The 22,010-nt window shown below is 60.4% G+C and carries 21 protein-coding genes; 8 read left to right on the top strand and 13 right to left on the bottom strand.

Going from position 1 to position 22,010, the window contains the following annotated elements:
* Positions 1-321 precede the first annotated feature (321 nt).
* The gene (locus JTP94_RS26570; protein ID WP_034509378.1) at positions 322-1,722 is read left to right on the top strand and encodes a M48 family metalloprotease; all 1,401 of its coding nucleotides are present in this window, start codon (positions 322-324) and stop codon (positions 1,720-1,722) included.
* A 39-nt stretch (positions 1,723-1,761) separates the two neighbouring features.
* Here JTP94_RS26570 and JTP94_RS26565 read toward each other — a convergent pair whose 3' ends face one another.
* The 5 genes from JTP94_RS26565 to JTP94_RS26545 form a co-directional block, all read right to left on the bottom strand.
* Positions 1,762-2,625, bottom strand: a complete 864-nt coding sequence (locus JTP94_RS26565) for an RNA polymerase factor sigma-32 (protein WP_037195866.1) — start codon at positions 2,623-2,625, stop codon at positions 1,762-1,764.
* A gap of 403 nt (positions 2,626-3,028) precedes the next feature.
* Positions 3,029-3,601, bottom strand: a complete 573-nt coding sequence (locus JTP94_RS26560) for a CarD family transcriptional regulator (RefSeq protein ID WP_034509382.1) — start codon at positions 3,599-3,601, stop codon at positions 3,029-3,031.
* 396 nt (positions 3,602-3,997) lie between these two features.
* On the bottom strand, positions 3,998-4,336 hold the full coding sequence (fdxA, locus tag JTP94_RS26555) for a ferredoxin FdxA (protein WP_034509384.1): 339 nt from the start codon (positions 4,334-4,336) through the stop codon (positions 3,998-4,000).
* Between the two features lie 207 nt (positions 4,337-4,543).
* Positions 4,544-4,948 (bottom strand): RNA-binding S4 domain-containing protein, encoded by a 405-nt coding sequence (locus tag JTP94_RS26550; RefSeq protein WP_204853408.1) that lies wholly within the window; start codon positions 4,946-4,948, stop codon positions 4,544-4,546.
* Positions 4,949-4,951: 3 nt separating this feature from the next.
* A complete protein-coding gene (locus JTP94_RS26545) occupies positions 4,952-8,104 on the bottom strand; it encodes a helicase-related protein (protein ID WP_204853407.1) in 3,153 nt (1,050 codons plus the stop codon).
* Between the two features lie 1,273 nt (positions 8,105-9,377).
* Between JTP94_RS26545 and JTP94_RS26540 the strand changes: the two genes are divergently transcribed.
* The 3 genes from JTP94_RS26540 to JTP94_RS26530 all read left to right on the top strand — a co-directional run bounded on the left by JTP94_RS26540 (position 9,378) and on the right by JTP94_RS26530 (position 10,166).
* Complete coding sequence (locus JTP94_RS26540; RefSeq protein WP_120666106.1) at positions 9,378-9,533, top strand: DUF3309 family protein; 156 nt, start codon at positions 9,378-9,380, stop codon at positions 9,531-9,533.
* A 46-nt stretch (positions 9,534-9,579) separates the two neighbouring features.
* Entirely contained in the window at positions 9,580-9,834 is a 255-nt protein-coding gene (locus JTP94_RS26535) for a YMGG-like glycine zipper-containing protein (RefSeq protein WP_034481118.1), read from the top strand.
* A gap of 158 nt (positions 9,835-9,992) precedes the next feature.
* Positions 9,993-10,166 carry a hypothetical protein gene (locus tag JTP94_RS26530; RefSeq protein ID WP_204853406.1) on the top strand — a complete coding sequence of 58 codons (174 nt, stop codon included), beginning with the start codon at positions 9,993-9,995 and terminating at the stop codon, positions 10,164-10,166.
* Between the two features lie 44 nt (positions 10,167-10,210).
* On the opposite strand, the gene JTP94_RS26525 is transcribed toward JTP94_RS26530, so the two are convergent.
* Both JTP94_RS26525 and JTP94_RS26520 read right to left on the bottom strand, forming a co-directional pair.
* Complete coding sequence (locus JTP94_RS26525; RefSeq protein WP_204853405.1) at positions 10,211-10,936, bottom strand: beta-ketoacyl-ACP reductase; 726 nt, start codon at positions 10,934-10,936, stop codon at positions 10,211-10,213.
* A gap of 126 nt (positions 10,937-11,062) precedes the next feature.
* The gene (locus JTP94_RS26520) at positions 11,063-12,244 is read right to left on the bottom strand and encodes an acetyl-CoA C-acetyltransferase (RefSeq protein ID WP_204853404.1); all 1,182 of its coding nucleotides are present in this window, start codon (positions 12,242-12,244) and stop codon (positions 11,063-11,065) included.
* 241 nt (positions 12,245-12,485) lie between these two features.
* Here JTP94_RS26520 and phaR point away from each other — a divergent pair, with 241 nt between their 5' ends.
* Positions 12,486-13,058: a polyhydroxyalkanoate synthesis repressor PhaR gene (phaR, locus tag JTP94_RS26515; protein ID WP_034509395.1), complete on the top strand. Its 573-nt coding sequence runs from the start codon at positions 12,486-12,488 to the stop codon at positions 13,056-13,058.
* Positions 13,059-13,469: 411 nt separating this feature from the next.
* On the opposite strand, the gene rpmF is transcribed toward phaR, so the two are convergent.
* The 4 genes from rpmF to mtgA all read right to left on the bottom strand — a co-directional run bounded on the left by rpmF (position 13,470) and on the right by mtgA (position 16,065).
* Positions 13,470-13,655 (bottom strand): 50S ribosomal protein L32, encoded by a 186-nt coding sequence (rpmF, locus tag JTP94_RS26510; RefSeq protein WP_006724402.1) that lies wholly within the window; start codon positions 13,653-13,655, stop codon positions 13,470-13,472.
* A 180-nt stretch (positions 13,656-13,835) separates the two neighbouring features.
* Positions 13,836-14,483 carry a glutathione S-transferase family protein gene (locus tag JTP94_RS26505; RefSeq protein WP_204853403.1) on the bottom strand — a complete coding sequence of 216 codons (648 nt, stop codon included), beginning with the start codon at positions 14,481-14,483 and terminating at the stop codon, positions 13,836-13,838.
* A gap of 16 nt (positions 14,484-14,499) precedes the next feature.
* Complete coding sequence (locus tag JTP94_RS26500; RefSeq protein WP_204853402.1) at positions 14,500-15,222, bottom strand: DUF1868 domain-containing protein; 723 nt, start codon at positions 15,220-15,222, stop codon at positions 14,500-14,502.
* Between the two features lie 96 nt (positions 15,223-15,318).
* The gene (mtgA, locus tag JTP94_RS26495) at positions 15,319-16,065 is read right to left on the bottom strand and encodes a monofunctional biosynthetic peptidoglycan transglycosylase (protein ID WP_204853672.1); all 747 of its coding nucleotides are present in this window, start codon (positions 16,063-16,065) and stop codon (positions 15,319-15,321) included.
* 179 nt (positions 16,066-16,244) lie between these two features.
* On the opposite strand from mtgA, the gene JTP94_RS26490 reads away from it, so the two are divergent.
* Positions 16,245-17,159, top strand: coding sequence for a polyprenyl synthetase family protein (locus JTP94_RS26490; protein WP_204853401.1), 915 nt, complete (start codon positions 16,245-16,247; stop codon positions 17,157-17,159).
* Between the two features lie 197 nt (positions 17,160-17,356).
* Entirely contained in the window at positions 17,357-17,998 is a 642-nt protein-coding gene (locus JTP94_RS26485) for a LysE family translocator (protein ID WP_204853400.1), read from the top strand.
* 28 nt (positions 17,999-18,026) lie between these two features.
* Here the strand turns inward: JTP94_RS26485 and ispG are convergent, their stop codons facing one another.
* Both ispG and JTP94_RS26475 read right to left on the bottom strand, forming a co-directional pair.
* The gene (gene ispG, locus JTP94_RS26480) at positions 18,027-19,280 is read right to left on the bottom strand and encodes a flavodoxin-dependent (E)-4-hydroxy-3-methylbut-2-enyl-diphosphate synthase (protein ID WP_204853399.1); all 1,254 of its coding nucleotides are present in this window, start codon (positions 19,278-19,280) and stop codon (positions 18,027-18,029) included.
* A 128-nt stretch (positions 19,281-19,408) separates the two neighbouring features.
* Positions 19,409-20,608 carry an MFS transporter gene (locus JTP94_RS26475; RefSeq protein WP_204853398.1) on the bottom strand — a complete coding sequence of 400 codons (1,200 nt, stop codon included), beginning with the start codon at positions 20,606-20,608 and terminating at the stop codon, positions 19,409-19,411.
* Between the two features lie 253 nt (positions 20,609-20,861).
* On the opposite strand from JTP94_RS26475, the gene JTP94_RS26470 reads away from it, so the two are divergent.
* Positions 20,862-21,734: a DMT family transporter gene (locus tag JTP94_RS26470; protein ID WP_204853397.1), complete on the top strand. Its 873-nt coding sequence runs from the start codon at positions 20,862-20,864 to the stop codon at positions 21,732-21,734.
* Positions 21,735-22,010 lie beyond the last annotated feature (276 nt).

Genomic DNA, 22,010 nt, shown 5'->3' with positions numbered 1-22,010 from the left:
AAAATACAACGCTGCCACATTTAAACGGAGTCTCGCTATGCAACCGGTGCCAAAATCGGCTACAGCAAGGGGTGGAGACCGTCCGGTAAATGCGGATTGATGGGGTGAAAGCAACCTTTATCGGCGCGCGACGACGATCGGCCCGGTAACGATCAACCGGATTTGGCGCCGAGCCGGCATGGCAGCGAAATGAGTGAGATACAGGTACTGAAGCAGAGCGAACGAGCAAAACGAAGGATCAGCGTGCCCGTCGCAGCCCGTTTGCGCCGCCTGGCTCCTCTTCTTGTCGCCGCGGCAATATTGAACAGCTGCCAAACGGTGATGGATCAGTCCTATCAGCCGAGCGTCTCGCCCTCAGCCAATCCGCAGATCGTCTCCGAGGTGCAGAAAAACGATCCGCGCGCGCAGATGGGCGCGCGCGAGCATCCACGCATTCTCGCGAGCTACGGCGGCGAATACAAGGACGCCAAGACCGAACGTCTGGTTGCCCGCATCGCCGGCGCCCTGACCAGCGTGTCGGAGAATCCGCAGCAATCCTATCGCATCACCATTCTGAATTCGCCGTCGATCAACGCCTTCGCGTTGCCGGGCGGCTATCTCTATGTGACGCGCGGCCTTCTGGCTCTTGCCAACGATGCCTCCGAGGTTGCCGCCGTGCTGTCACACGAAATGGCGCACGTCACCGCCAATCACGGCATCGAACGCCAGAAGCGCGAAGAGGCCGAGGTCATCGCCAGCCGCGTCGTCGCTGAGGTCCTGTCGAGCGACCTCGCCGGCAAGCAGGCGCTGGCCCGCGGCAAGCTGCGCCTCGCCGCCTTCTCGCGCCAGCAGGAACTGCAGGCCGACGAGATCGGCATTCGCACACTCGGCCAGGCAGGCTATGACCCTTACGCCGCGGCACGCTTCCTGAACGCCATGGAAGACTACAGCCGCTTCATGACGGCCAATTCCGATGCCGACCAGAGCCTGGACTTCCTATCCAGCCATCCAAGCACCCCGCAGCGCATCGACCTCGCCAAGGCCCATGCCCGCGAATTCGGCGAGGAAGGCAAGGTCGGCGACACCGGCCGCGACTATTATCTGAATGGTATCGACGGCCTGCTCTATGGCGACAGCCCGGAGGAAGGCTATGTACGCGGCCAGACCTTCCTGCATGGCGGCCTTGGCATTCGTTTCGACGTGCCGCCTGATTTCCGTATCGACAACAAGGTCGAGGCTGTCATGGCGACCGGTCCTGGCGATATCGCCATTCGCTTCGACGGCGTTGCCGACACCCAGAATCAGAACCTGACGAACTATATTTCCAGCGGCTGGGTGACCGGCCTCGATCCTTCGTCGATCCAATCGATCACCGTCAACGGCATGCAGGCCGCCACCGCGCGCGCTTCTGCCGATCGTTGGGATTTCGATGTCACCGTCATCCGCGACCGCACGCAGATCTTCCGCTTCCTGACGGCGGTGCCGAAGGGGAACCTCGCCCAGCTCGATCAGACGGCCAATGTGCTGCGGTCAAGCTTCCGGCACATGACCCCGGAGGAGGCTTCGTCGTTGAAGCCGCTGCGGGTTCGCGTCGTCACCGTCCAGCCCGGCGATACGATCACCACGCTTGCAGCCCGTATGATGGGTACCGACCGCAAGCTCGACCTGTTCAAGCTGATCAACGCCCTACCCACCGGCGCAAACATTGCACCGGGCGACAAGGTCAAGATTATTGCGGAATAATGGCCGGTTTACCTTCCCCCGATCGGGAGAAGGTGCCTCTCAGGCATAGGTTGCCATACGCGGGTCGGCATCCACCAACGCGCTGCGGAGCTTGTCCATCGCGCGGCTTTCGATCTGACGCACACGTTCCTTGGAAATGCCGAGATCGGCGCCGAGCTCCTCCAGTGTCGCCCCATCTTCGACCAGGCGGCGCGCACGGATGATCTTCATCTCGCGTTCGTTCAGGTGCTTCAGCGCCGATGCAAGCCAGATGCGACGACGTTCGCCGTCGATCATGTCGGAAACCTGCTCATCCGGAAGCGGCTCGTCGCTGATGAGAAAGTCGATGCGTTCGGCGCTTTCGGAATCGCTTGCTATCGAAGGCGCCTGCAGCGAGGTGTCGCTGCCGGAAAGACGCGCATCCATGGTCTGCACATCGGCAAGGCTGACGCCGAGCGTGACGGCGATTTCCTCGTGAATAGACTGAACGGTAATGCTCGAATTGCTTCTTGCGAGCTTGGCGCGCAGACGGCGGAGATTGAAAAACAGCGCCTTCTGCGCCGAACTCGTGCCGCCGCGCACGATCGACCAGTTGCGCAGGATATAATCCTGGATCGACGCGCGGATCCACCAGCTGGCATAGGTCGAAAAGCGCACTTCCCGCTCCGGCTCGAAGCGGGCGGCAGCTTCCAGCAAGCCGACGTAACCTTCCTGCACGAGATCGCTCATCGGCAGTCCGAAATTCCGGAATTTGCCTGCCATCGAAATGACAAGGCGCATATGGGCGGTCGCGATCTGATTGCGGGCGCCGCGATCGTCGTGATCCTTCCAACGTATGGCGAGATCATGTTCTTCATCACGATCTAGATATGGAGCAGCCATCGCAACTTTAATCATGCGCCGATCTGCAGACATATTCGTCATATGCATCTCCTGGGTTCGGCCTCAAGTCGTCTCTGTGCCGCGGTCGACGAAAAGGGCAGCAAGCATCGTTTCCGAACATCCCCGCTCGGATGAAAATCAATGAGTGAAATGCAATTGGAGACCAATCTCCGGCTCGCCGGATAATCGATGACTAGTCTAACTCGATATCAGCGAACGAATCTGACGATTGAAGCATCTTCAGATCGCCGGGGAGCTTCGAATGAAAACGCATAGGCCGGTCCTCGTGAACGTCAATGAAACAGCCAGTCGAGAAAACTCACCCGTAGGAAGGAACCCGCACCGACCGCCAACACGAGCCTTAAACGCGGCAAACGGAAAAAGGTTCCAAAGAAAAAACCCGGCACGATGGCCGGGTTTTTTGAAGCAGTATCTGGCACTGGCCTTATGCGGCTTCGTCCTGGGAATCGTCTTCTTCGACGACCTTGCCGCGCTTGGGACCCTTGTTGAGATTGGCTTCGACGAGGCGAACGGCTTCGGTCTCCGACATCTTGTTTACGGCAGCAATTTCGCGCGCCATGCGATCGAGCGCGGCTTCATAGAGCTGACGTTCGGAATAAGACTGTTCCGGCTGATTCTCGGCACGATAAAGATCGCGAACCACCTCAGCGATAGAGATCAGATCGCCGGAATTGATCTTGGCATCATATTCCTGAGCGCGACGCGACCACATGGTACGCTTGACGCGAGCCTTGCCCTGGACAACCTTAAGCGCCCGTTCGACGAAATCCGTCTCGGAAAGCTTACGCATGCCAATGCTCATGGCCTTGGCCACGGGCACCTTCAGACGCATCTTGTCTTTTTCGAAGTCGATTACAAAAAGCTCAAGCTTCATGCCTGCGACTTCTTGCTCTTCAATCGCGGTGATCGTACCAACACCATGAGCGGGATATACGATCGATTCACCAGTCTTGAAGCCATGGCGTGCTGCTGAAGGTTTTTTCTGCTGGGTCGTCATTCTTTTCAAAAACTCCCTGTTACGCACCGGTGAGGGCCGGCGCCGGGTCAGTCAGGCCCGGATGAGACGGAAGCACCGTCGGGTGACTTCATCCTGGTCCAGCCAGACTCATGCAAAAGAAACCCCTCCATCGCGATCCCAGACCCGACAACTCAAAACGTTGATATGTCAAGGAAACCGCGTACGGATTGGTAATTTGCTTTCGTGATGGTTTTGGGCATGCGAAATGCCGCTGTGGATCAGTGTAGGCAAGCTATCACAAAAATCTGAGGAAATCAATAATTTGCTTCACGCGCGCCAAAAAGGCCACGTTGACAGCCCACGCGGCCCAACGGCAATGATTCGTTCCGTGCGATATCGACTACACCTTTATCGGCAGCCTGTCACGGCTTTCGATCAGTCGCCCGCGCCGGGGTTCGCCGAGAAATACTTCTCGAACTTGCCCTCTTCGCCGTCCATTTCCTTGGCTTGCGGCAGTGGATCGCGCTTTACCGTGATATTCGGCCAGATGGACGCATATTCGGTATTGATCTTCAGCCACTTGTCGAGGCCCGGCTCCGTATCGGGCTTGATCGCCTCGGCAGGACATTCGGGTTCGCAGACGCCGCAATCGATGCATTCGTCAGGATGGATGACGAGAAAATTCTCGCCCTCGTAGAAGCAGTCGACGGGGCAGACTTCCACGCAATCGGTGTATTTGCAGCGGATGCAATTGTCGGTCACGACATATGTCATGAAGCACTCCAGGAATGTCTCTAGTTTTCCGCGGATGCGCAACCTGGAACGTCGCGCCCTCCCGCGGTGCCGAACGAACAGACGAATGCCAAAGGAGCACCCGTGCCGTCCGGCTGGTTACCGGCAGGTTGATGGTGAGGTATCGACTTTGCAAGCTAATTTCAAGGACAAACAATCTTGAAAACCGTCCGGGGCAGGCAGAGTTTTCTAATCCTCGTCCTTGGTCAGGCGGTCGATGGCGCGCCGGTCGCGTTTCGTCGGCCTGCCGCTGCCCGGCGCCCGCAAGGCCTGTTCGAAAGCCGTGAGGCGTTTTGTCTCATCTGGCGGCGGCGTCAGGTCCTCGTAGAGTAGCTTGGCTTCCTCAAAAGGCCCCCTGCGTTCGCCGGGTGCACGCACGATGAGGATCAAATCGCGCCGCTCGAGAGATAGCTCTATCCGGTCGCCGGCCTTAATGCCGTGGCTCGGCTGTACGACCCGTTCGCCGTTCACCCGCACATTGCCATTCTGTATAAAAACCTGGGCCAGCGAGCGGGATTTCGCCATGCGGGCAAAGAACAGCCATTTGTCGATGCGCTGGCGCGAACCGGAAAATGTCTGTCCCTCGTCCTTCATAGCCTATTTCTTCATCTGCTCCTTGAGCGCAGCGAGCTTTGCGAAAGGAGAATCCGGATCGATCGGCTTTTCCTTGCGCGGCGGCTTGGCTTCGAAGCGCAAAGGCTGCGACGCGCCACGATTGTTCCGGTCGTTCCGATTGTTGCGGTCATTGCGATCGCCGCGTTCCTGGCGGTCGTTGCGCTCGGGGCGGCCACCTTGATGCGGCGGACGGCCACCATCGCGATTATTGGTGCGCGGACCCTTGTCGCCACCACGGGCTTCGCGACCGTCGCGCTTGTCACGGCCTTCGCGATTGGCCTCACCGCTCGGCTGCTGTTGCTGCTCGCCAGTGCGGCGGTTGCCGTTCTGAGCGCGGCCCTCGCCCTGCTGGCCACGGCGATCACCGTGACCACGCCCGCCTTGCCGCTGCTGCTGATCGCTGCGGCCGCCAAGACGCCAAAGCAGAACCGGCTTCGGCTCCACCGGCTCGGCTGCAACGGCCTCAGTTTCGGTTTCGGTGGCTTCGGTTGCCGCAACCGCCGGCTCAGTCGGCGCATCCGCAGCCGGAGCTGGTTCTTCGGCGGTTGATTCGGCCTCCTTGGCGGGCTCGTCGCTGGCAGCGTCGGCATCGTCATGGTCTGCCTTTTCGGCAGCAGCTTCCGTCGCCTGCGCGGCCGGCGCCGCCACCGCATCCTGCTGTGCGAGGAAGGCTGTCGCCTCCTCCGCCTTCACGGGATCGGCACGATAACCGAGACCCTTGAGGATCTCCTCCATGTCCTCAAGCGTCGCGCCGAGGATCGAGAGCATCGCCGTCGTCGTCGTGAAGCGGCGGCCGTCATAGGCGCCTTCGGGGCGCGAAGCCTGGCCGGGCTTCCACTGCAGCAGCGGGCGGATGATATCCGCCAACCGCTCGAGAATATCGATGCGCACCGCGCGCTTGCCAAGGAAGCGGAAGCCGGCGAGCTTGTAGAACATGCGCTCATAGCTCGGATCGGTGACAACGGAGGTACGGCCGGCGGCCAGCACCGGAATGAGATCGCCATAGCCCGGCTTGTCCAGGCCATCGTTCTTCAACGCCCAGAGCAGGGTGATGAGCTCGGCCGGAGCCGGCTTCAACAGCGCAGGCACGAAAATATGATAGGCGCCGAAGCGAACGCCATAACGGCGCATGGAGGCGCGCGCGTCCTGATCCAGCGACTTCACCTCTTCGGTGACATCGCGGCGGAAGAGCACGCCCAGATTTTCCACCAGCTGGAAGGCCAGCCCCTTGGCGAGGCCCTGCAGATCCTCAGCGCGCTGGAGATCGTCGAGCGGCTTCAGGATCGTGCTGATATGATGGTTCACGAAGCGCTCGATGCGGGCGGCGACATGATCGCGCGCATTGCCGGTCAACTGCTCGTCGGCGAGCAGGAGGACACGCGGCCGCATGATATGATCGCTGCTCGACAGGCGCGCCACGGGATCGCCGAGCCAGCGCACGAGGCCATCGGCGCTGATCGCAAGATCGCTGTTGCCGGCCGCGTGCATGCGGGCGGCACGCGCCTCGAACTCCAGCGCAAGCGCCTTCAGCGAAGCCGACTGGACAGCCTTGGCGTCCGGTCCCTCCGTTCCCGAGATTGGCGTGAACCGGAATCCGGTCAACTGCCCCACATGATGCCCCTCGACAAAGACATCCCCATTCACACTGATTTCAGCTTCCAGCATCGCATTCTCTCTCAGGCGCTTCATGAGCACAGATGTCCTGCGATCAACAAAGCGTTTCGTCAACCGTTCATGTAACGCATCGGACAATCGATCTTCGATTTCCCGCGTCTTTTCTTGCCAGTGTGTCGGATCGGCAAGCCAACCGGGCCGGTTCGACACATAGGTCCAAGTCCTTATCTGCGCGATTCGCGCCGAAAGCGTGTCGATCTCGCCATCTGTCCGATCGGCACGATGCACCTGCTCGGCCAGGAAGTCCTCTTTCACCGTGCCATAGCGCACGAGATCGGAAAAGAGGGTAGCGATAAGATCGGCATGCTGGGCGGGCGTGATGCGCCGATAGTCGGGAAGCGCACAGGCCTCCCATAATTTCTCGACCCGCGCCGGGCTGCTGGCAAGATCGGCAATCTCCAGATCGCGTGACAGATATTCCAACGCCTGCTGGTCTACCGCAGGCAGCGCCCGCGTCAAGCCCTGCACGCGCGGCGCGTCTTCGAGACTGGCGCGCAGCGCGGCGATCGAGGCGAAGTCGAAATGCTTGCTGCGCCACTGCAGCACCTTCACCGTGTCGAATTCGTGCCCCTCCATCCGGCGCACCAGCTCGTCGTCGAAGGGATCGACCTGGCCCGTCACGCCGAAAGTGCCGTCCTTCAGATGGCGCCCGGCGCGCCCGGCGACCTGGGCGAGCTCGGCGGGATTGAGAGTGCGGAACTGATAGCCGTCGAACTTGCGATCCTGCGCAAAGGCGACATGATCGACGTCGAGATTGAGGCCCATGCCGATGGCATCGGTCGCAACCAGATATTCGACCTCGCCTTCCTGGTAGAGCGCCACCTGTGCATTGCGGGTGCGGGGGCTCAGCGCACCGAGCACGACGGCGGCCCCGCCGCGCTGGCGGCGGATGAGCTCCGCGATGGCATAAACCTCGTCGGCGGAAAAGGCGACGATCGCCGTTCGTTGCGGCAGGCGCGTGATCTTCTTCTGCCCGGCATAGAAGAGATGTGACAGCCTGGGCCGTTCGAGGACGGTAATCCCGGGCAGAAGCTGCTCGAGAATCGGCCGCATCGTGCCGGCGCCGAGCAGCAGCGTCTCGTCCCGGCCGCGCAAATGCAGGATGCGATCCGTGAAGATGTGGCCGCGTTCCAGATCTCCGGCGAGCTGCACCTCATCGATGGCGACGAAGGAAGCACGCGTCTCGCGCGGCATGGCCTCGACGGTACAGACCGAAAAGCGTGCATTGGGCGGCGATATCTTTTCCTCACCCGTCACCAGCGCGACATGCTGGGCCCCGACCTTCTCAACGACGCGCGTATAGACCTCACGCGCGAGCAGCCGCAGCGGCAGGCCGATCACGCCACTGCCGTGCGCCACCATGCGCTCGATGGCATAATGGGTCTTGCCGGTGTTGGTAGGTCCGAGCACCGCGGTTACGCCGCGTCCGCTCAGGATCATGGGCTGCGAGATTTGAGTCATGGGTCCGTGCATGGGCGAGAAACTACCGTCTTCCGATCAGCGAGCTCCTCCTTGAAGAGAAGAACAGATGACGACCATATGTGACAAAGGCAAGACCTGAATCAAAAAACAGCGGCCGCAACAGCTGATTTCATAAACGGCAGTCTCAACCAAAAGATACATTATCGCTGCACCCCATGCGAGTCCCGGCGACTGGGGAACAGCCTGGGAACGAATCGGCGACGAATCGCTGACTCGGCGTCGTTCCTCATTCGTTCACCACTATATATGGATTTCGATTCACAGAATCCCACCAAATACTGAATCATACTTTCATGACCTTTTTCGCGGAAAGAGGAGTCAAGCAGTGAATTCACGAGAGGCGAAATTTCACGCGGGTTTACGGTTAATCATTTGTAAATATGCTGGATTTTCCGATGCGCGCGCCGTCGCATTAACAATTGGGCCAAAGCCCGAACGAATCAGCGACGAATCGCTGATTCCGGTAGTTTCTGCCTTTGTTCTCTACAATATATAGCGGCTTTTCGTCGAAAACACGCAGGACTCTGAATGGTTGAGACCGCGATTCGGCCCGAATCTGGGATTGCGATTAATCTTTCAGCGAGCTCAGATATAATGAATCAATAAATACACCCTGTAATTGTATCCATTAACACTTCGACCAAAGCCGGAACGAATCGGAGACGAATCGCTGATTCGTCTCCGTATTTCGTTTGTTCACGGCCATATCTAGTAGCTGGACAGAAATGCATCGCGAGATGAAGAACGGCACGCGCGCCCGGCCAATGCGCAAATTGGTCCCCATTAACCAATCGGACCCGCGACGCACCACTTTCCGGCGATCCGCGCAGGCTCCTTCCCGATCGAGCGTCGAGCGCAAACGCCTTCCCCGCCGACCCCGACGTTAACCAAGGCTCATATGCAGAACGAATCGCCGACGAATCACAGACATGATCGCTTTCCCGTTTCGTTCACCGCAACATATTGTATTTTAAACAAATTTTAACCATAAGCATAAGTCTTGCCTGGCCGGCTCCGCCATCACATCACCTGGTCGCGTTAACCCTTTGCCGGACATCGAGCTCATTGCACTCGCGTATTTTTATTTCTTAGCCGGAACAATTTTCCCGGAAGAAAGTTTCTACGGCAGCAACGCAAGGAACTCCGCTAATTCGCCATAAACGGATTAGCGGGGCCACATGAAGCATGCTGTCGGACGGGCGGTAAGCCCGCGCCGGCGGAATGTTCGAGCGACGCACATGGAGGACGCATCATGCTTGGTACAGTACTGCTCATCATACTGATTCTGCTACTGGTCGGCGCACTTCCGAGCTGGGGCTACAGCCGGGCTTGGGGATATGGTCCATCGGGCGGCCTCGGACTTGTTCTCGTTATCGTTCTCATTCTGCTATTGATGGGTCGGATCTAATCTCAGATCATTGTTGAAAACCTCGAAACACCAGGGAGCTAACACCATGAAGAAGATCATCGTCGCGATCGCGCTTGTCGGCGCACTAGCGTCGTGCACCTCCACCGAAAAAGGCACAGCCATCGGCGCCGGTACCGGCGCGCTGATCGGCGGCGTGGCCACGCATAGCTGGGGCGGTGCTGCCGTCGGCGCTGTCGCCGGTGGTGTCGTTGGCAACCTTATCGGACGGTCGGAAGATCGTCGTGGCTATTGCATCTACCGCGACCGCTATGGCCGCCGTTACGAGGCTCGTTGCCGCTGAGGCAGGCTGACATCTCATGGCCGATCGTACTTGACGGTCGGTCATGACCGTCAGGCTCTTTGCGCCGGATTCCCGGAGAGCAACTCCTGTAGGACAATCCTCTTCCCGCGACGACCGATCGCGGGAAGGGAGCAGTGTTTTGAGAAAGGAACGGCATCATGGCCGCAATCATCGCAAGCATTGCAGCGTTCGCGCTCATTGGCACCAGTTTTTATGCGCTCGTCTGCGCGACAAGGGCGCGTGACAAGGAAAAACGGCGGATGGCACTGGAAGCCGTCGTCCTGGAATTCAAGCCGCGACAGCGGCAATCGGCCAATTCAAGCCGAGGATGATTGCCGGGCGAGCCCGGCAATCCCACCGATAACGAAGATCGGCTTCAAGCGAAGAATTGGCCGCCATTGGCTGATATCGTCGATCCCGTGATGAAACCGGCATCGTCGCTGGCAAGGAAGACAACGACGCGGGCGATTTCCTCGGGCTCGCCCAGGCGCCCCACGGGGATCTGCGGAATGATGCGCTCGTTCAAAACCTTTTCCGGCACAGCAAGCACCATTTCCGTGCCGATATAGCCCGGGCAAATGGCGTTCACCGTGATGTTCTTGGCAGCTCCCTCCTGCGCGAGCGCCTTGGTGAAGCCGAGGTCGCCGGCCTTGGCAGCGGAATAGTTTGCCTGGCCCATCTGCCCCTTCTGGCCGTTGATCGACGAGATGTTGACGACGCGGCCGAAGCTGCGGTCGCGCATGCCCTGCCAGACATGATGCGTCATGTTGAACAGGCCCGTGAGGTTGGTGTTGATAACCTCCTGCCATTGCTGCGGCGTCATCTTGTGGAACATGGCGTCCCGAGTAATGCCGGCATTGTTGACCAGGACCTCGACATGACCGAGATCTTGCTCGACCTTGGCGATGCCCTTGCCGCAGGCTTCGTAGTCGGTCACATCCCACTTGTAGACGGCAATGCCTGTCACCTCGTGGAAGGCCCGCGCTTTTTCCTCATTGCCGGCATAGGTTGCCGCCACCTTGTAGCCCGCATTGCGCAGCGCCATTGAAATGGCCGCTCCGATGCCGCGCGTACCCCCCGTTACCAATGCCACTCTGCTCATGTGCCACTCCCCTTTGTTGCTGCGGAGACGGGACGACCGCTCTTCAGGTCGCCCGCTCCGCCTTCACCGCTTCTTCTGGAAAACCTTGCTCAGGATCACCTCGAGCGCCCCCGCGCGCGAGATGCTTCAAAACGCCTCGAAGCACATGGCAACACCCATGCCACCGCCGATGCACAGCGTGGCGAGACCCTTGCGGGCGCCACGGCGCTTCATTTCGAACAGCAGCGTGTTGAGGATGCGCGCGCCGGAAGCGCCGATCGGATGGCCGATGGCGATGGCGCCGCCATTGACATTGACGATCGACGTATCCCAGCCGAGATCCTTGTTGACAGCGCACGCCTGAGCAGCGAAAGCCTCGTTGGCCTCGACGAGGTCGAGGTCGCCGACCGACCAGCCCGCCTTTTCCAGCGCCTTGCGGGACGCCGGGATAGGTCCCGTGCCCATGATTTGCGGATCGACGCCAGCCGTTGCCCAGGAAACGATGCGGGCGAGCGGCTGGATGCCGCGGCGCGAGGCTTCCGCCTCGGTCATCAGCACGGCTGCGGCCGCACCGTCATTGAGGCCGGAAGCGTTGCCGGCTGTTACCGTGCCCTCCTTGTCGAAGGCGGGCCTGAGCTTGACCATGCCGTCCAGCGTCGCACCGTGGCGGATATATTCGTCGGCATCAACGGTGACGTCGCCCTTGCGCGACTGGATCATGAAGGGAACGATCTCGCCCTTGAACCGCCCGGCCTTCTGCGCGGCCTCGGCCTTGTTCTGCGAGGACACCGCAAACTGATCCTGATCCTCGCGCGAAAGCTGCCATTGGCGCGCCACGTTCTCCGCCGTGATACCCATGTGATAGCCGTGGAAGGCATCCATCAGGCCGTCCTTGATCATCGTGTCGACCATTTTCATATCGCCCATCTTGGTGCCGGCGCGAAGATGCGCGGCATGCGGGGCCATCGACATGGATTCCTGCCCGCCGGCAACGATGATCTTCGCGTCGCCGGTCGCGATCTGCTGCATGCCAAGTGCTACGGCACGCAGGCCGGAACCGCAAAGCTGGTTGACGCTCCAGGCGGTCGCTTCCTGCGGGATGCCGGCCTTCATCGCAGCCTGCCGGGCCGGGTTTTGTCCCTCGCCGGCCTGCAGCACCTGACCGAGGATCACTTCGTCGACTTCCTTGGCATCGACGCCGGCGCGTTCCAGCGCGCCCTTGATGGCGGTGGCGCCAAGCTCGTGCGCGGGAACGGCCGCAAAAGCACCGTTGAAAGAGCCGACGGCGGTACGAGCCGCGCTGGCGACGACGATGGATGAACTGCTCATGGATGCCTCCTCACAGAATGGACAGTATATGAGGCGAAACTGTCAAAGCTTTGCGCCTGAGTCAAACAGCAAGAATTTCCATCGCGCACATTTCACGAATGCTGTCACCGCCTTCAAAAAATGCAATCAAAGGAAAGGGCTTGCCGCATCGCACAAAGCGATTGTCACCAAGCTTCTTTTGCGTCTACACTCGGGGGTGGAGGAGTATTCCATACAATCAGACGGGGCCAGGAGACTGATAATGGCAAAGAATGAGGGCCAGATCGTAATCAAGAAATATGCCAATCGCCGCCTATACAACACCGGAACCAGCACTTACGTGACGCTGGACGACCTGGCGGAGATGGTCAAGAAGGGTGAGGAATTTACCGTCCAGGATGCAAAAAGCGGTGAGGATATTACGCATTCGGTCCTGACGCAGATCATTTTCGAACAGGAATCAAAGACCGGCAACACGCTGCTGCCGATTTCCTTCCTTCGCCAGCTGATCGGTTTTTACGGCGATCAGATGCAGATGGTCGTACCGAGTTTTCTCGAGCATTCCATGCGTTCGTTCACAGAGCAACAGGTGCAGATGCGCGAGCAGATCAACCGGGCCTTCGGCGAAACGCCGCTCGGCAAAAACCTGCAACTGCCGATCCAGATGGTCGAGGAACAGGTCCGCCGCAACACCGAGATGTTCCAGCAGGCCATGCAGATGTTCTCGCCCTTCATGAAGCCGCCGGCGAAGGAAAGCCGCAAGGCCGAGGCCAAGGATATCGACGAGCTGAAGGAACAGCTCCGCGCCATGCAGAGCAAGCTGGATAGCTTGTGAAATCTACCCTTCTCCCCTCGGGGGAGAAGGTGCCCGCCCTTCTTCAACGTTCCGGAGGGCGGAGGCGGGATGAGAGCCGGCCCTGAACTTGCGGAGAGCGCATACCCCCTCTGTCACTTCGTGACATCTCCCCCACAAGGGGGGAGATTAGTAACTCGCAGGCAACCCTTGCCTCAAGCGAACATCGAATCCGCTGAAATTATAGCTTGTTGTTTTACGGGTAACGGCCCCCAAGCTCCCAACGATCTCCCCCCTTGTGGGGGAGATGTCCCGAAAGGGACAGAGGGGGGTATCAGAGGTGCGGCATACAAACAGGCGGCTTTTCTTCCACCCATACAACCCGATCAAAACGAAAAAAGGCCGGCAAACCGCCAGCCTTTTTAATTCATGCCACTAAGGGCAGCGCTGAAATTATGCGCTTTCCTTCGGCGTCAGAACCTGACGGCCGCGATACATGCCGGTCTTCAGGTCGATGTGATGCGGGCGACGCAGTTCGCCGGAGTTCTTGTCTTCGACGTAGGTCGAAGCCTTCAGCGCATCAGCCGAACGGCGCATACCGCGCTTGGACGGGCTTGTTTTTCTCTTCGGTACAGCCATTTTTCGTTACTCCACTTTGCGGACGAAACATATCAGCGGCCAGCCAGGCGGCCGAAACAGACATGGATCAATTTCGGAATTTGGCCGGGCTTATACATGGCTTGTCGGGCTTTGACCAGTCCCTCCCAGCATTTTTTGCCCGCCGCGGCTGATTCGAACATGTCGGAGCTGAATCAGCGATCAGGCCTCGTCCTCCGGCACGATCCATGTCTCCTTGAGCGCAGCCGCCTCCCATTTCTTCCAGGCGGGCAGCGCTTTCATGGCAGCCATATAGTCCCGCGTGTCGGCGGCCGTGACGATATCGTATTTTTCGAGGCGGCTGACGACCGGCGCGAACATCGCATCCGCTCCCGAAAACGCCCCGAACAGGAAAGGCCCGCCGGAACGGGAGCGCGCCTCGCGCCAGATGGTTTCGATGCGTGCCACATCCTCCATGACCCCTTCCAGCCGGTCGGGGCAGCTCACCGGACGACGCATGTTCATCGGGCATGCATTACGCAGAGCACTGAAACCGGACAGCATCTCCATGCTGTAGGATCGTGCCAACGCTCGTGCCTCAAGGTCCCTGGGCAGCAGCCCGGCATCAGGGAAAAGCTCGGCCACATATTCGATGATGGCAAGCGATTCCCAGACCTTGAAGCCACCGTGGACCAGCATCGGCACCTTGCCCGTCGGCGAAACCTCGCGAATGCTGGGATTGCCGCCCGGAAAATCGAAGGGGATCAGAACCTCTTCGAAGGCGATGCCGCAACCCTCCAGCGCGATCCACGGCCGGAACGACCAGGATGAATAGTTCTTGTTGCCGATATAAAGGGTCAGCTTGTCCATGATCCCTGCTCCCTTGTTAGCTCCGGAATTCGAGGACGCGAAGTTCCTCGAAATGGTTCATATCCTCGAACGAGCAGAAGGCCGGTGGCCGCAGCTCGAGAACGGGCACCTCGGCGCGAAGCTCGGCCGCTACCTCGTCCAGCATCGCCTGCCAGCGCGGCAGCGCCTCGTCCGACAGCCGCTCGATGACATAGGCGAAGGTGATGTGAAAAACATAGGTGTCGTGATCGGGATGGCGATAGCCGAGGAGATCGGCCAGTGCGTCGCGCCATTGCCGTATCGTCTTGCGATCCGCTTCCGTGGCGCCCTCCACCACCAGACCGCTGGGCCGCGCCTTCGTCACCGCCACCTTGAACGGATCACGCATGGAAAAGGCCTTGAGGCGCTCGCGCATGATTTCGGTCATCTCGTCGATCGGCGTGTCGAGCGCAATATCCGCAGGCCAATGAGGCGGTGTGCGGCGATATTCGATGATCCCCTGGAACAGCGTCATATGCAGGCTGGAGATCGGCGTGAAGGTGAATTGCCGGGCTTCCGGCATCGCGAGGTACTTCTGCCGTGCCGCTACCATCGCACGCTGTGTTTGCGAGCCCTCAGGCACATGGCAGACGATCGTATTGCCTGGCTCGTACTGGAAGACCCCGGAGAGATCGTAGCGCGTGCCGAGATGGCGCGGCGGCTCAGGATGCAGGCTCTTGGCATATTGCAGCAGCTCGGGAGAAAAACCGTCGAAATTCATGGGCATGTCCGATCCGGGGTTGGCAGATCCTCCGCCCTTACGTCATGAGCAAGAATGCCAGATGACGCTCAGCCGATCGAACGACAAGTTCTGATCTCAATCATAAAGGCATTTGATGTATTCGTCGGCATTCCTCGCACGCCGCTGGATCAGCGAGGCGAGCTGGCTGAGGCCGCGCCCCGGCTTGCTCGCCACCCGATCGATCGGATTGGGGAGCGAGACCGCAAGAAGAGCCGCCTGGCGCGCGGTGAGCTTGGAAGCGGGCACCTTGAAATGATATCGCGCCGCCGCCTCGATGCCGTAGATGCCGGGGCCCCATTCGGCGACGTTGAGATAGATCTCCATCATCCGGCGCTTCGGCCAGACGAAGGAGGCGGAAACCGCAAGCGGCAGCTCCAGCGTCTTGCGCACGAAGGAACGGCTGTTCCATAAAAACAGGTTCTTCACCGTCTGCATCGGGATCGTGCTGCCGCCGCGCGTGGATTTGCCCTGGAGCGTCTCCTGGACCAGCATCCGCATCTCACCCCAATCGACGCCGCCATGGAAGCAGAACTGCCCGTCCTCGGAGACCATGACCGATTTCACCAGCACCGGCGCTATCTGGTCGAGCGGAACCCAGCGGCGATCATATCCCTGAAACGTCAAGGCATCGCGCAGCATCAGGGTCGAGACCGGGTGTACGAACGGCAATACGTAAAGGAGGATGAAAAGATAGGGCAGCAGCAACAAGCCGATCAGGATGAGGACGATGCGTTGCCAAAGAGGACGGTCCTTGAAGCGCGCAAACAGCGAGAACCGTTGCGGCATCTCGGCTTCCCCCTCGCTATCAGTCGATATGTCCAATTGCCTGACGTCCACGATCGCTCCATCCCGGAACATTCTTCACGCATCCGGGAAACGCTCAGAATGCTGCAATCGTCATACCGTCTACACAAAGCGATGACCAGAGTGCGACGCAATTCCCCACCCGGCTGTTGACAATTCTCGTTGCCAGCAACCGCCTCTCATGCCAAACAGCGGCCATGGACAGCACCCATTCCTCATTCGAACAGCGCCTCAGGGAGAATGCCGGCAAGATCGAGGCCACGCTGAGCCGGCTTCTCGCCGATACCAGCCTCGGCGATGAGATCGTTCGTCCCGCCCGGCTTCTGAGCGCGATGCGCCACGGCGTGCTGAATGGCGGCAAGCGGCTGAGACCCTTTCTCGTCATGGAGTCGTCAGCACTTCTCGGCGGCAATGCGGATGCAGCTCTGAGGATCGGCGCAGCCCTCGAATGCGTGCATTGCTATTCGCTTGTCCACGACGACCTACCGGCGATGGACGACGACGACCTGCGTCGCGGCCAGCCGACCGTGCATATCGCCTTCGACTATGCGACAGCGATCCTGGCGGGCGACAGCCTGCTGACCTACGCCTTCGATATCATCGCCGCGCCGGAAACGGAGCTGCCGGCGAACCGGAAAATGGCGCTCGTGCTTGCGCTCGCGCGGGCATCCGGCATCGGCGGCATGGCCGGCGGCCAGGCACTCGACCTTGCCGCGGAAAAAGAAACGCCGGACGAAAACGGCATCACGACGCTGCAGGCGATGAAGACAGGCGCGCTGATCCGCTGCGCCTGCGAGGCCGGCGCCATCATCGCCGGCGCTGGCGCCGAGGATCGAAGGCGCCTGCGAACCTTCGGCGAAAAAATCGGCCTCGCCTTTCAGCTGGCCGACGACCTGCTCGACCTGACAGCCGATGCCGCCACCATGGGCAAGGCAACCGGCAAGGATGCCGCCCGCGGCAAGGGCACGCTGGTGGGGCTGCACGGCCGGGAATGGGCCGAGACGACGCTTGCAAGGCTGGTCACCGAAGCAGCCGATCTGCTGTCCGGTTACGGCGACAAGGCGGATGTGCTTGTCGAAACGGCGCGGTTCGTGGCGAACCGCAGGAACTGAAATCTCTCGGACCGAGTGGCTTGCCTTGCACCAGAGCACCCTGTTGCATGGGCCTTTCGAAACAGCCCAATGTCACCATGACAAAAATCTCCGCAGCGGAGGGTGATTTCCCGCAGGTTTTATGACAAATTCCCGTGCCGAATTGGCCCGTAGACGCGGAATTGTCCGCGCCAGCCAACGTCCCGGGAATTTTCTCCATGCGCGAGACGCTTGCCTATCTGCCGCAGATCCTGCCGGCCTATATCGCCTATATCATCGCCGTCGTCAGTCCTGGGCCGGCAATCATGGCCATCATCGGCACATCGATGACGCACGGCCGCAAGGCGGGCATGACCCTCGCGCTCGGCATCTTCGGTGGCTCGCTGACCTGGGCGATCGCAGCTGCCGCCGGCCTCGCCACCCTGCTGCAGACCTACGCGATGGCACTGGAGGTTTTGAAGATCTTCGGCGGCATCTATCTGCTTTATCTCGCCTACAAGGCATTTCGCGCCGTGCGGGCAAGCGGCGACGTACTGACCGCTACCACCGAAACAAAGGCTCCGACCTTCAAGTCGCTGGTCCTGCGCGGTTACGGCATCCACGTCACCAATCCCAAGGCGATCTTTGCCTGGCTCGCCATCATCGCGCTCGGCATGCCGCAGGGCGCGCCTGCTTCGGTGGCGGTGCTGATCATTACCGTCTGTGGCGTCACAGGTTTCGTGGCGTTCATGGGCTATGCGATGCTGTTCTCGACGCCGCATGCGCTGAAGATCTACAGGAACGCGCGCCGCTGGATCGAGGGCGCCATGGCCGGCTTCTATTGCTTCGCTGGCATCAAGCTGCTGACGAGCAATATATAGAGCAATTCCAGGAAAACTGTGCGGCGGATCACTCCGCCGCGACGCTCTTCTGGCCGAACCGCTTCTCGATATAGTCGGCGACCAGCGCTTCGAAGTCCGAAGCGATATTCGGCCCGCGCAGCGTCATCGCCTTCTGGCCGTCGATGAAGACGGGGGCGGCGGGCGATTCGCCGGTGCCGGGCAGCGAGATACCAATATCGGCGTGCTTGCTCTCACCGGGTCCATTGACGATGCAGCCCATGACGGCGACGTTCAGCGCCTCGACGCCCGGATATTTCTCACGCCAGACCGGCATGTTCTTGCGGAGGTCGTTCTGGATGTTCTGCGCCAGTTCCTGGAAGACGGTCGAGGTGGTGCGACCGCAGCCGGGACAGGCCGCAACGACCGGCACGAACTGGCGGAAGCCCATGACCTGCAACAGCTCCTGCGCCACCTGCACCTCGCGGGTGCGATCGCCATTCGGCTCCGGCGTCAGCGAAACACGGATCGTGTCGCCGATGCCATGCTGCAGCACATAGCCCATGGCGGCGGACGAGGCGACGATGCCCTTGCTGCCCATGCCCGCTTCGGTCAAGCCCAAATGCAGCGCATGGTCGGAACGCTCCGACAGCATGGAATAGACGGCGATCAGGTCCTGCACCTGGCTGACCTTTGCCGACAGGATGATGCGGTTGCGCGGCAGGCCGATTTCCTCGGCAAGATCGGCCGAGATCAGCGCCGACTGCACGATCGTCTCGCGCGTCACCTGCCGAGCCGACAGCGGCGAGCCCTCGGCGGCGTTCTTGTCCATCAGCGCGGTCAAGAGATCCTGGTCGAGCGAGCCCCAGTTGACGCCGATGCGCACCGGCTTGTCATAGCGGATCGCCATTTCGATGATCTCGGCGAACTGCTTGTCCTTCTTGTCCTTGAAGCCGACATTGCCGGGATTGATGCGATATTTCGCCAGCGCCTCGGCGCAGGCCGGATGATCGGCGAGCAGCTTGTGGCCGATATAATGGAAATCGCCGATCAGCGGCACATCCATGCCGAGACGCAGCAGCCGCTCGCGGATCTTCGGTACGGCGGCAGCGCTCTCGTCGCGGTCGACAGTGATGCGCACGAGTTCCGAACCGGCTTTGAACAGGGCCGCCACCTGCGCCACGGTGGAATCGACATCGGCGGTGTCGGTATTGGTCATGGATTGGACGACCACGGGTGCGCCGCCGCCGACGATTACACCGCCGACATCGACGGCAACGGAGGAACGGCGCGGTTTCGGGTCGAAATCACTGGCAGACGACATGGAGAGCTCTCGCAGGCCTTGGAAAACTGGTGCCTTTCAGGTGGATCACGGAGCGGTCGTTGTCAACCGCTCCGGGCATCTCTTTTGAACGGACGGGATCTAGCCGATACCGAGCAAAAGCGACAAAATTACTGCTTGTTGTCACCGATGCCGTCAGCGTAGCGCGCCAGCGACGACAGCGCCAGCACGACGAGCAGCAGCACCGGCAGCGCCATCAGCACCGGCGAGAAGCCGATATGCTCGGCGGCAAAGCCGATCGCCGAGGGAGCCACCAGCATGCCGGAATAGCCGAGCGTGGTGACCACGGAGATGGCGATGCCGGGCTGCAGGCCCGGAATGTTGCCCGCCGCCGAGAAGGCGATCGGCACCATGTTGGAAATGCCGATGCCGCAAAGCGCAAAGCCGAGGATGGCGATCTCGGCATTCGGCGCCAACGCCGCCGTCAGCATGCCGATAATGGCAAAGACCGTGCAGACGCGCAGCGTCCTCACCGCACCGAGCCAATCGCGCACGAAATCGCCGGCAAAGCGCATCGTTGCCATGGTGGCGGAAAAAGCGGCGAAGCCGAAGCCTGACAGGATGACCGATGCCCCCTTTTCCTGACCGAGATAGAGCGCGCTCCAGTCGAGCACGGCACCTTCCGGAACCATGCAGAACAGCGCGACGATGCCGAGCAGCCACGGCAGCGGGATCATCGGCAGCCGCGCCTTCGGCTTGGCCTCGTCCGGATGCGGCTGGTCGCCGAGAACCATCGGCCAGGCAACGATCAGGAAAAGGACTGCCAGCACGGTCGAAACCTCGGCATGGCCGAGAATGCCCAGATGCGAAATCAGGAAGCCGCCGATCGCCGAGCCCAGCAGGCCGCCCAGGCTCCAGAAGGCATGGCAGGACGACATGATCGCCCGGCGCATGGATTGCTCGACCGATACGGCATTGGCGTTCATCGCCACGTCCATGGCACCGATGAAGCCACCGAAGAAGAAGAGCGCAACGGCGGCCGTCAACACGTTCGGCGCCAGCGTCAGAGCCAGAAGCATGGGCACCAGCAGCACCGCGAACGCCCTGACGACGACCCTCGAACCGCGCACCGCGATCTGCGTGCCGGCAAGCGGCATCATGACAAGCGAACCGACGCCGAAGACCAGGATCATCAGGCCAAGCTCGAATTTCGTCAGTTGCAGCCGCTCGGCGAATTCCGGAATTTTCGGCGCCCAGCAGCCGACCATGAAGCCGTTGATCAAGAACATCAGAGAAACGGCCGCGCGCGGTTTTGTGAAGAATCCGCTCCTGCGCGCCTCAAGACCCTCCAATCTCGTCATATCGTCCATAAAAAACCCTCCCGATCGGTGCCGCAGTCTATTTAAATCGATTGAAATCGCAACGATTGAAAAGAGCGGAAACAGTCACATTTCGTCTCCCTCTGTTAAAGCGGAGGCAAAGACGCCACAACCTCAAATAAATCATTCATATGTGCAGGGCTTGGCAAAATGTCCTATTGACGGCGAAAAAGTAGGCTCCTATCGGTTGAGACCTGAAAGATTCTTCAGTCGGCCCGAGTCGGGCCATCCCTTTGGTGCCCCCGTGAAAAACCCCATCAGCTATGGCATCCTGCTTACGGTGTTTGCCTACATGCTGTTCACTGCCCATGACTCGGCGGTGAAGCTGCTCGTTGCCTCCATCCCTGTCTGGCAGGTCCTGTTCATTCGAAGCTGCACCATCCTGGCCGGCTGCTTCGTCTTCGAAGGCCCGTCGCTGGTCCGCAAGGTGGCGCGCTCGCCGATCATCAAGCCGATGATCCTGCGCAGCATCATCATCCTGGTTGCCTGGATTTCCTATTATTCGGCCGCCTCCTATCTGCAGCTCGCAGAGGTGACGACGCTCTATTATGCCGCGCCGATCGTCGGCACCATTCTCGCGACCATCGTGCTGCGCGAAAAGGTCACCCTCGCCCGCTGGATGGCGGTCGGGGTCGGCTTCTGCGGCGTGCTGATCGCCTCCAATCCCGTTGGCCTGTCGATCTCCTGGCCGGTCTATCTGGCGCTGCAGGCAGCCGTCCTCTGGGCAAGCGGCATGGTGCTGCTGCGCAAGACGGCGCTGCATGAGAAGAGCCATATCCAGATGGCCGTCTCCAACATCATGTTCATCATCCTCACCGCCGGCATGGCAATCGCCCACTGGCACACGCCGACGCCTTTCCAGATCGTCCTGCTCGCCTTAACCGGCATCATCGCCGGCGCCGGCCAGCTGGCGCTGTTCGAAGGCATGCGGCAGGCGCCCGTCTCGGTGCTCGCGCCATTCGAATATACGTCGCTGGTCTGGGCGTTCTTGCTCGGCTACCTGATCTGGGGAGACATCCCCGGCGCCAACACCTTCATCGGCGCCATTCTCATCCTCAGCGCCGGGTTTATCATCATCATCAGCGAGCGGATGAAGCGGCGCACGGCTGCGGCTTGAGGCGGAGCGCCAGACAGTGATTGTCGGTCACCTTACGCGCTGTCGTATCGGTTAGCCATGCTCGCGGTTCGATAGCAATTACGGTCCTGGCGGAATGGCAGCTTCGCGCCAAAAGCGGACGTAGGCTCGCCTTCGATAGATGACCGCTTTGGTGAAGGGTTTCGGGTGCCGTCAGGCGTACGAAAGCCTCTCATGCAGGAACCCGCGGTCGGCAGTCTCTGAGCTATGGGGTTTTGTGTATCGGATCTTCCGGCGGGCCGCCGATCGCAGCGACGT

The sequence above is a fragment of the Martinezella lusitana genome, from assembly GCF_016901135.1.
In the GTDB taxonomy this organism is placed as follows: domain Bacteria; phylum Pseudomonadota; class Alphaproteobacteria; order Rhizobiales; family Rhizobiaceae; genus Rhizobium; species Rhizobium lusitanum_D.
Note: the sequence above shows the minus strand (reverse complement) of the source record. Positions and strands in the feature narration are given on the sequence as shown.

Bases quoted from the DNA above. Each gene is read 5' to 3' on its own strand.
- JTP94_RS26565 (WP_037195866.1), bottom strand. From the start codon at position 2,625: ATGACGAATATGTCTGCAGATCGGCGCATGATTAAAGTTGCGATGGCT.
- phaR (WP_034509395.1), top strand. From the start codon at position 12,486: ATGGCAAAGAATGAGGGCCAGATCGTAATCAAGAAATATGCCAATCGC.
- JTP94_RS26485 (WP_204853400.1), top strand. From the start codon at position 17,357: ATGCGCGAGACGCTTGCCTATCTGCCGCAGATCCTGCCGGCCTATATC.
- JTP94_RS26540 (WP_120666106.1), top strand. From the start codon at position 9,378: ATGCTTGGTACAGTACTGCTCATCATACTGATTCTGCTACTGGTCGGC.
- JTP94_RS26520 (WP_204853404.1), bottom strand. From the start codon at position 12,244: ATGAGCAGTTCATCCATCGTCGTCGCCAGCGCGGCTCGTACCGCCGTC.
- JTP94_RS26530 (WP_204853406.1), top strand. From the start codon at position 9,993: ATGGCCGCAATCATCGCAAGCATTGCAGCGTTCGCGCTCATTGGCACC.
- JTP94_RS26550 (WP_204853408.1), bottom strand. From the start codon at position 4,948: ATGAAGGACGAGGGACAGACATTTTCCGGTTCGCGCCAGCGCATCGAC.
- JTP94_RS26475 (WP_204853398.1), bottom strand. From the start codon at position 20,608: ATGGACGATATGACGAGATTGGAGGGTCTTGAGGCGCGCAGGAGCGGA.
- JTP94_RS26570 (WP_034509378.1), top strand. From the start codon at position 322: ATGGATCAGTCCTATCAGCCGAGCGTCTCGCCCTCAGCCAATCCGCAG.
- JTP94_RS26490 (WP_204853401.1), top strand. From the start codon at position 16,245: ATGGACAGCACCCATTCCTCATTCGAACAGCGCCTCAGGGAGAATGCC.
- JTP94_RS26500 (WP_204853402.1), bottom strand. From the start codon at position 15,222: ATGAATTTCGACGGTTTTTCTCCCGAGCTGCTGCAATATGCCAAGAGC.
- fdxA (WP_034509384.1), bottom strand. From the start codon at position 4,336: ATGACATATGTCGTGACCGACAATTGCATCCGCTGCAAATACACCGAT.
- rpmF (WP_006724402.1), bottom strand. From the start codon at position 13,655: ATGGCTGTACCGAAGAGAAAAACAAGCCCGTCCAAGCGCGGTATGCGC.
- JTP94_RS26525 (WP_204853405.1), bottom strand. From the start codon at position 10,936: ATGAGCAGAGTGGCATTGGTAACGGGGGGTACGCGCGGCATCGGAGCG.
- JTP94_RS26545 (WP_204853407.1), bottom strand. From the start codon at position 8,104: ATGACTCAAATCTCGCAGCCCATGATCCTGAGCGGACGCGGCGTAACC.
- JTP94_RS26535 (WP_034481118.1), top strand. From the start codon at position 9,580: ATGAAGAAGATCATCGTCGCGATCGCGCTTGTCGGCGCACTAGCGTCG.
- JTP94_RS26505 (WP_204853403.1), bottom strand. From the start codon at position 14,483: ATGGACAAGCTGACCCTTTATATCGGCAACAAGAACTATTCATCCTGG.
- ispG (WP_204853399.1), bottom strand. From the start codon at position 19,280: ATGTCGTCTGCCAGTGATTTCGACCCGAAACCGCGCCGTTCCTCCGTT.
- JTP94_RS26560 (WP_034509382.1), bottom strand. From the start codon at position 3,601: ATGACGACCCAGCAGAAAAAACCTTCAGCAGCACGCCATGGCTTCAAG.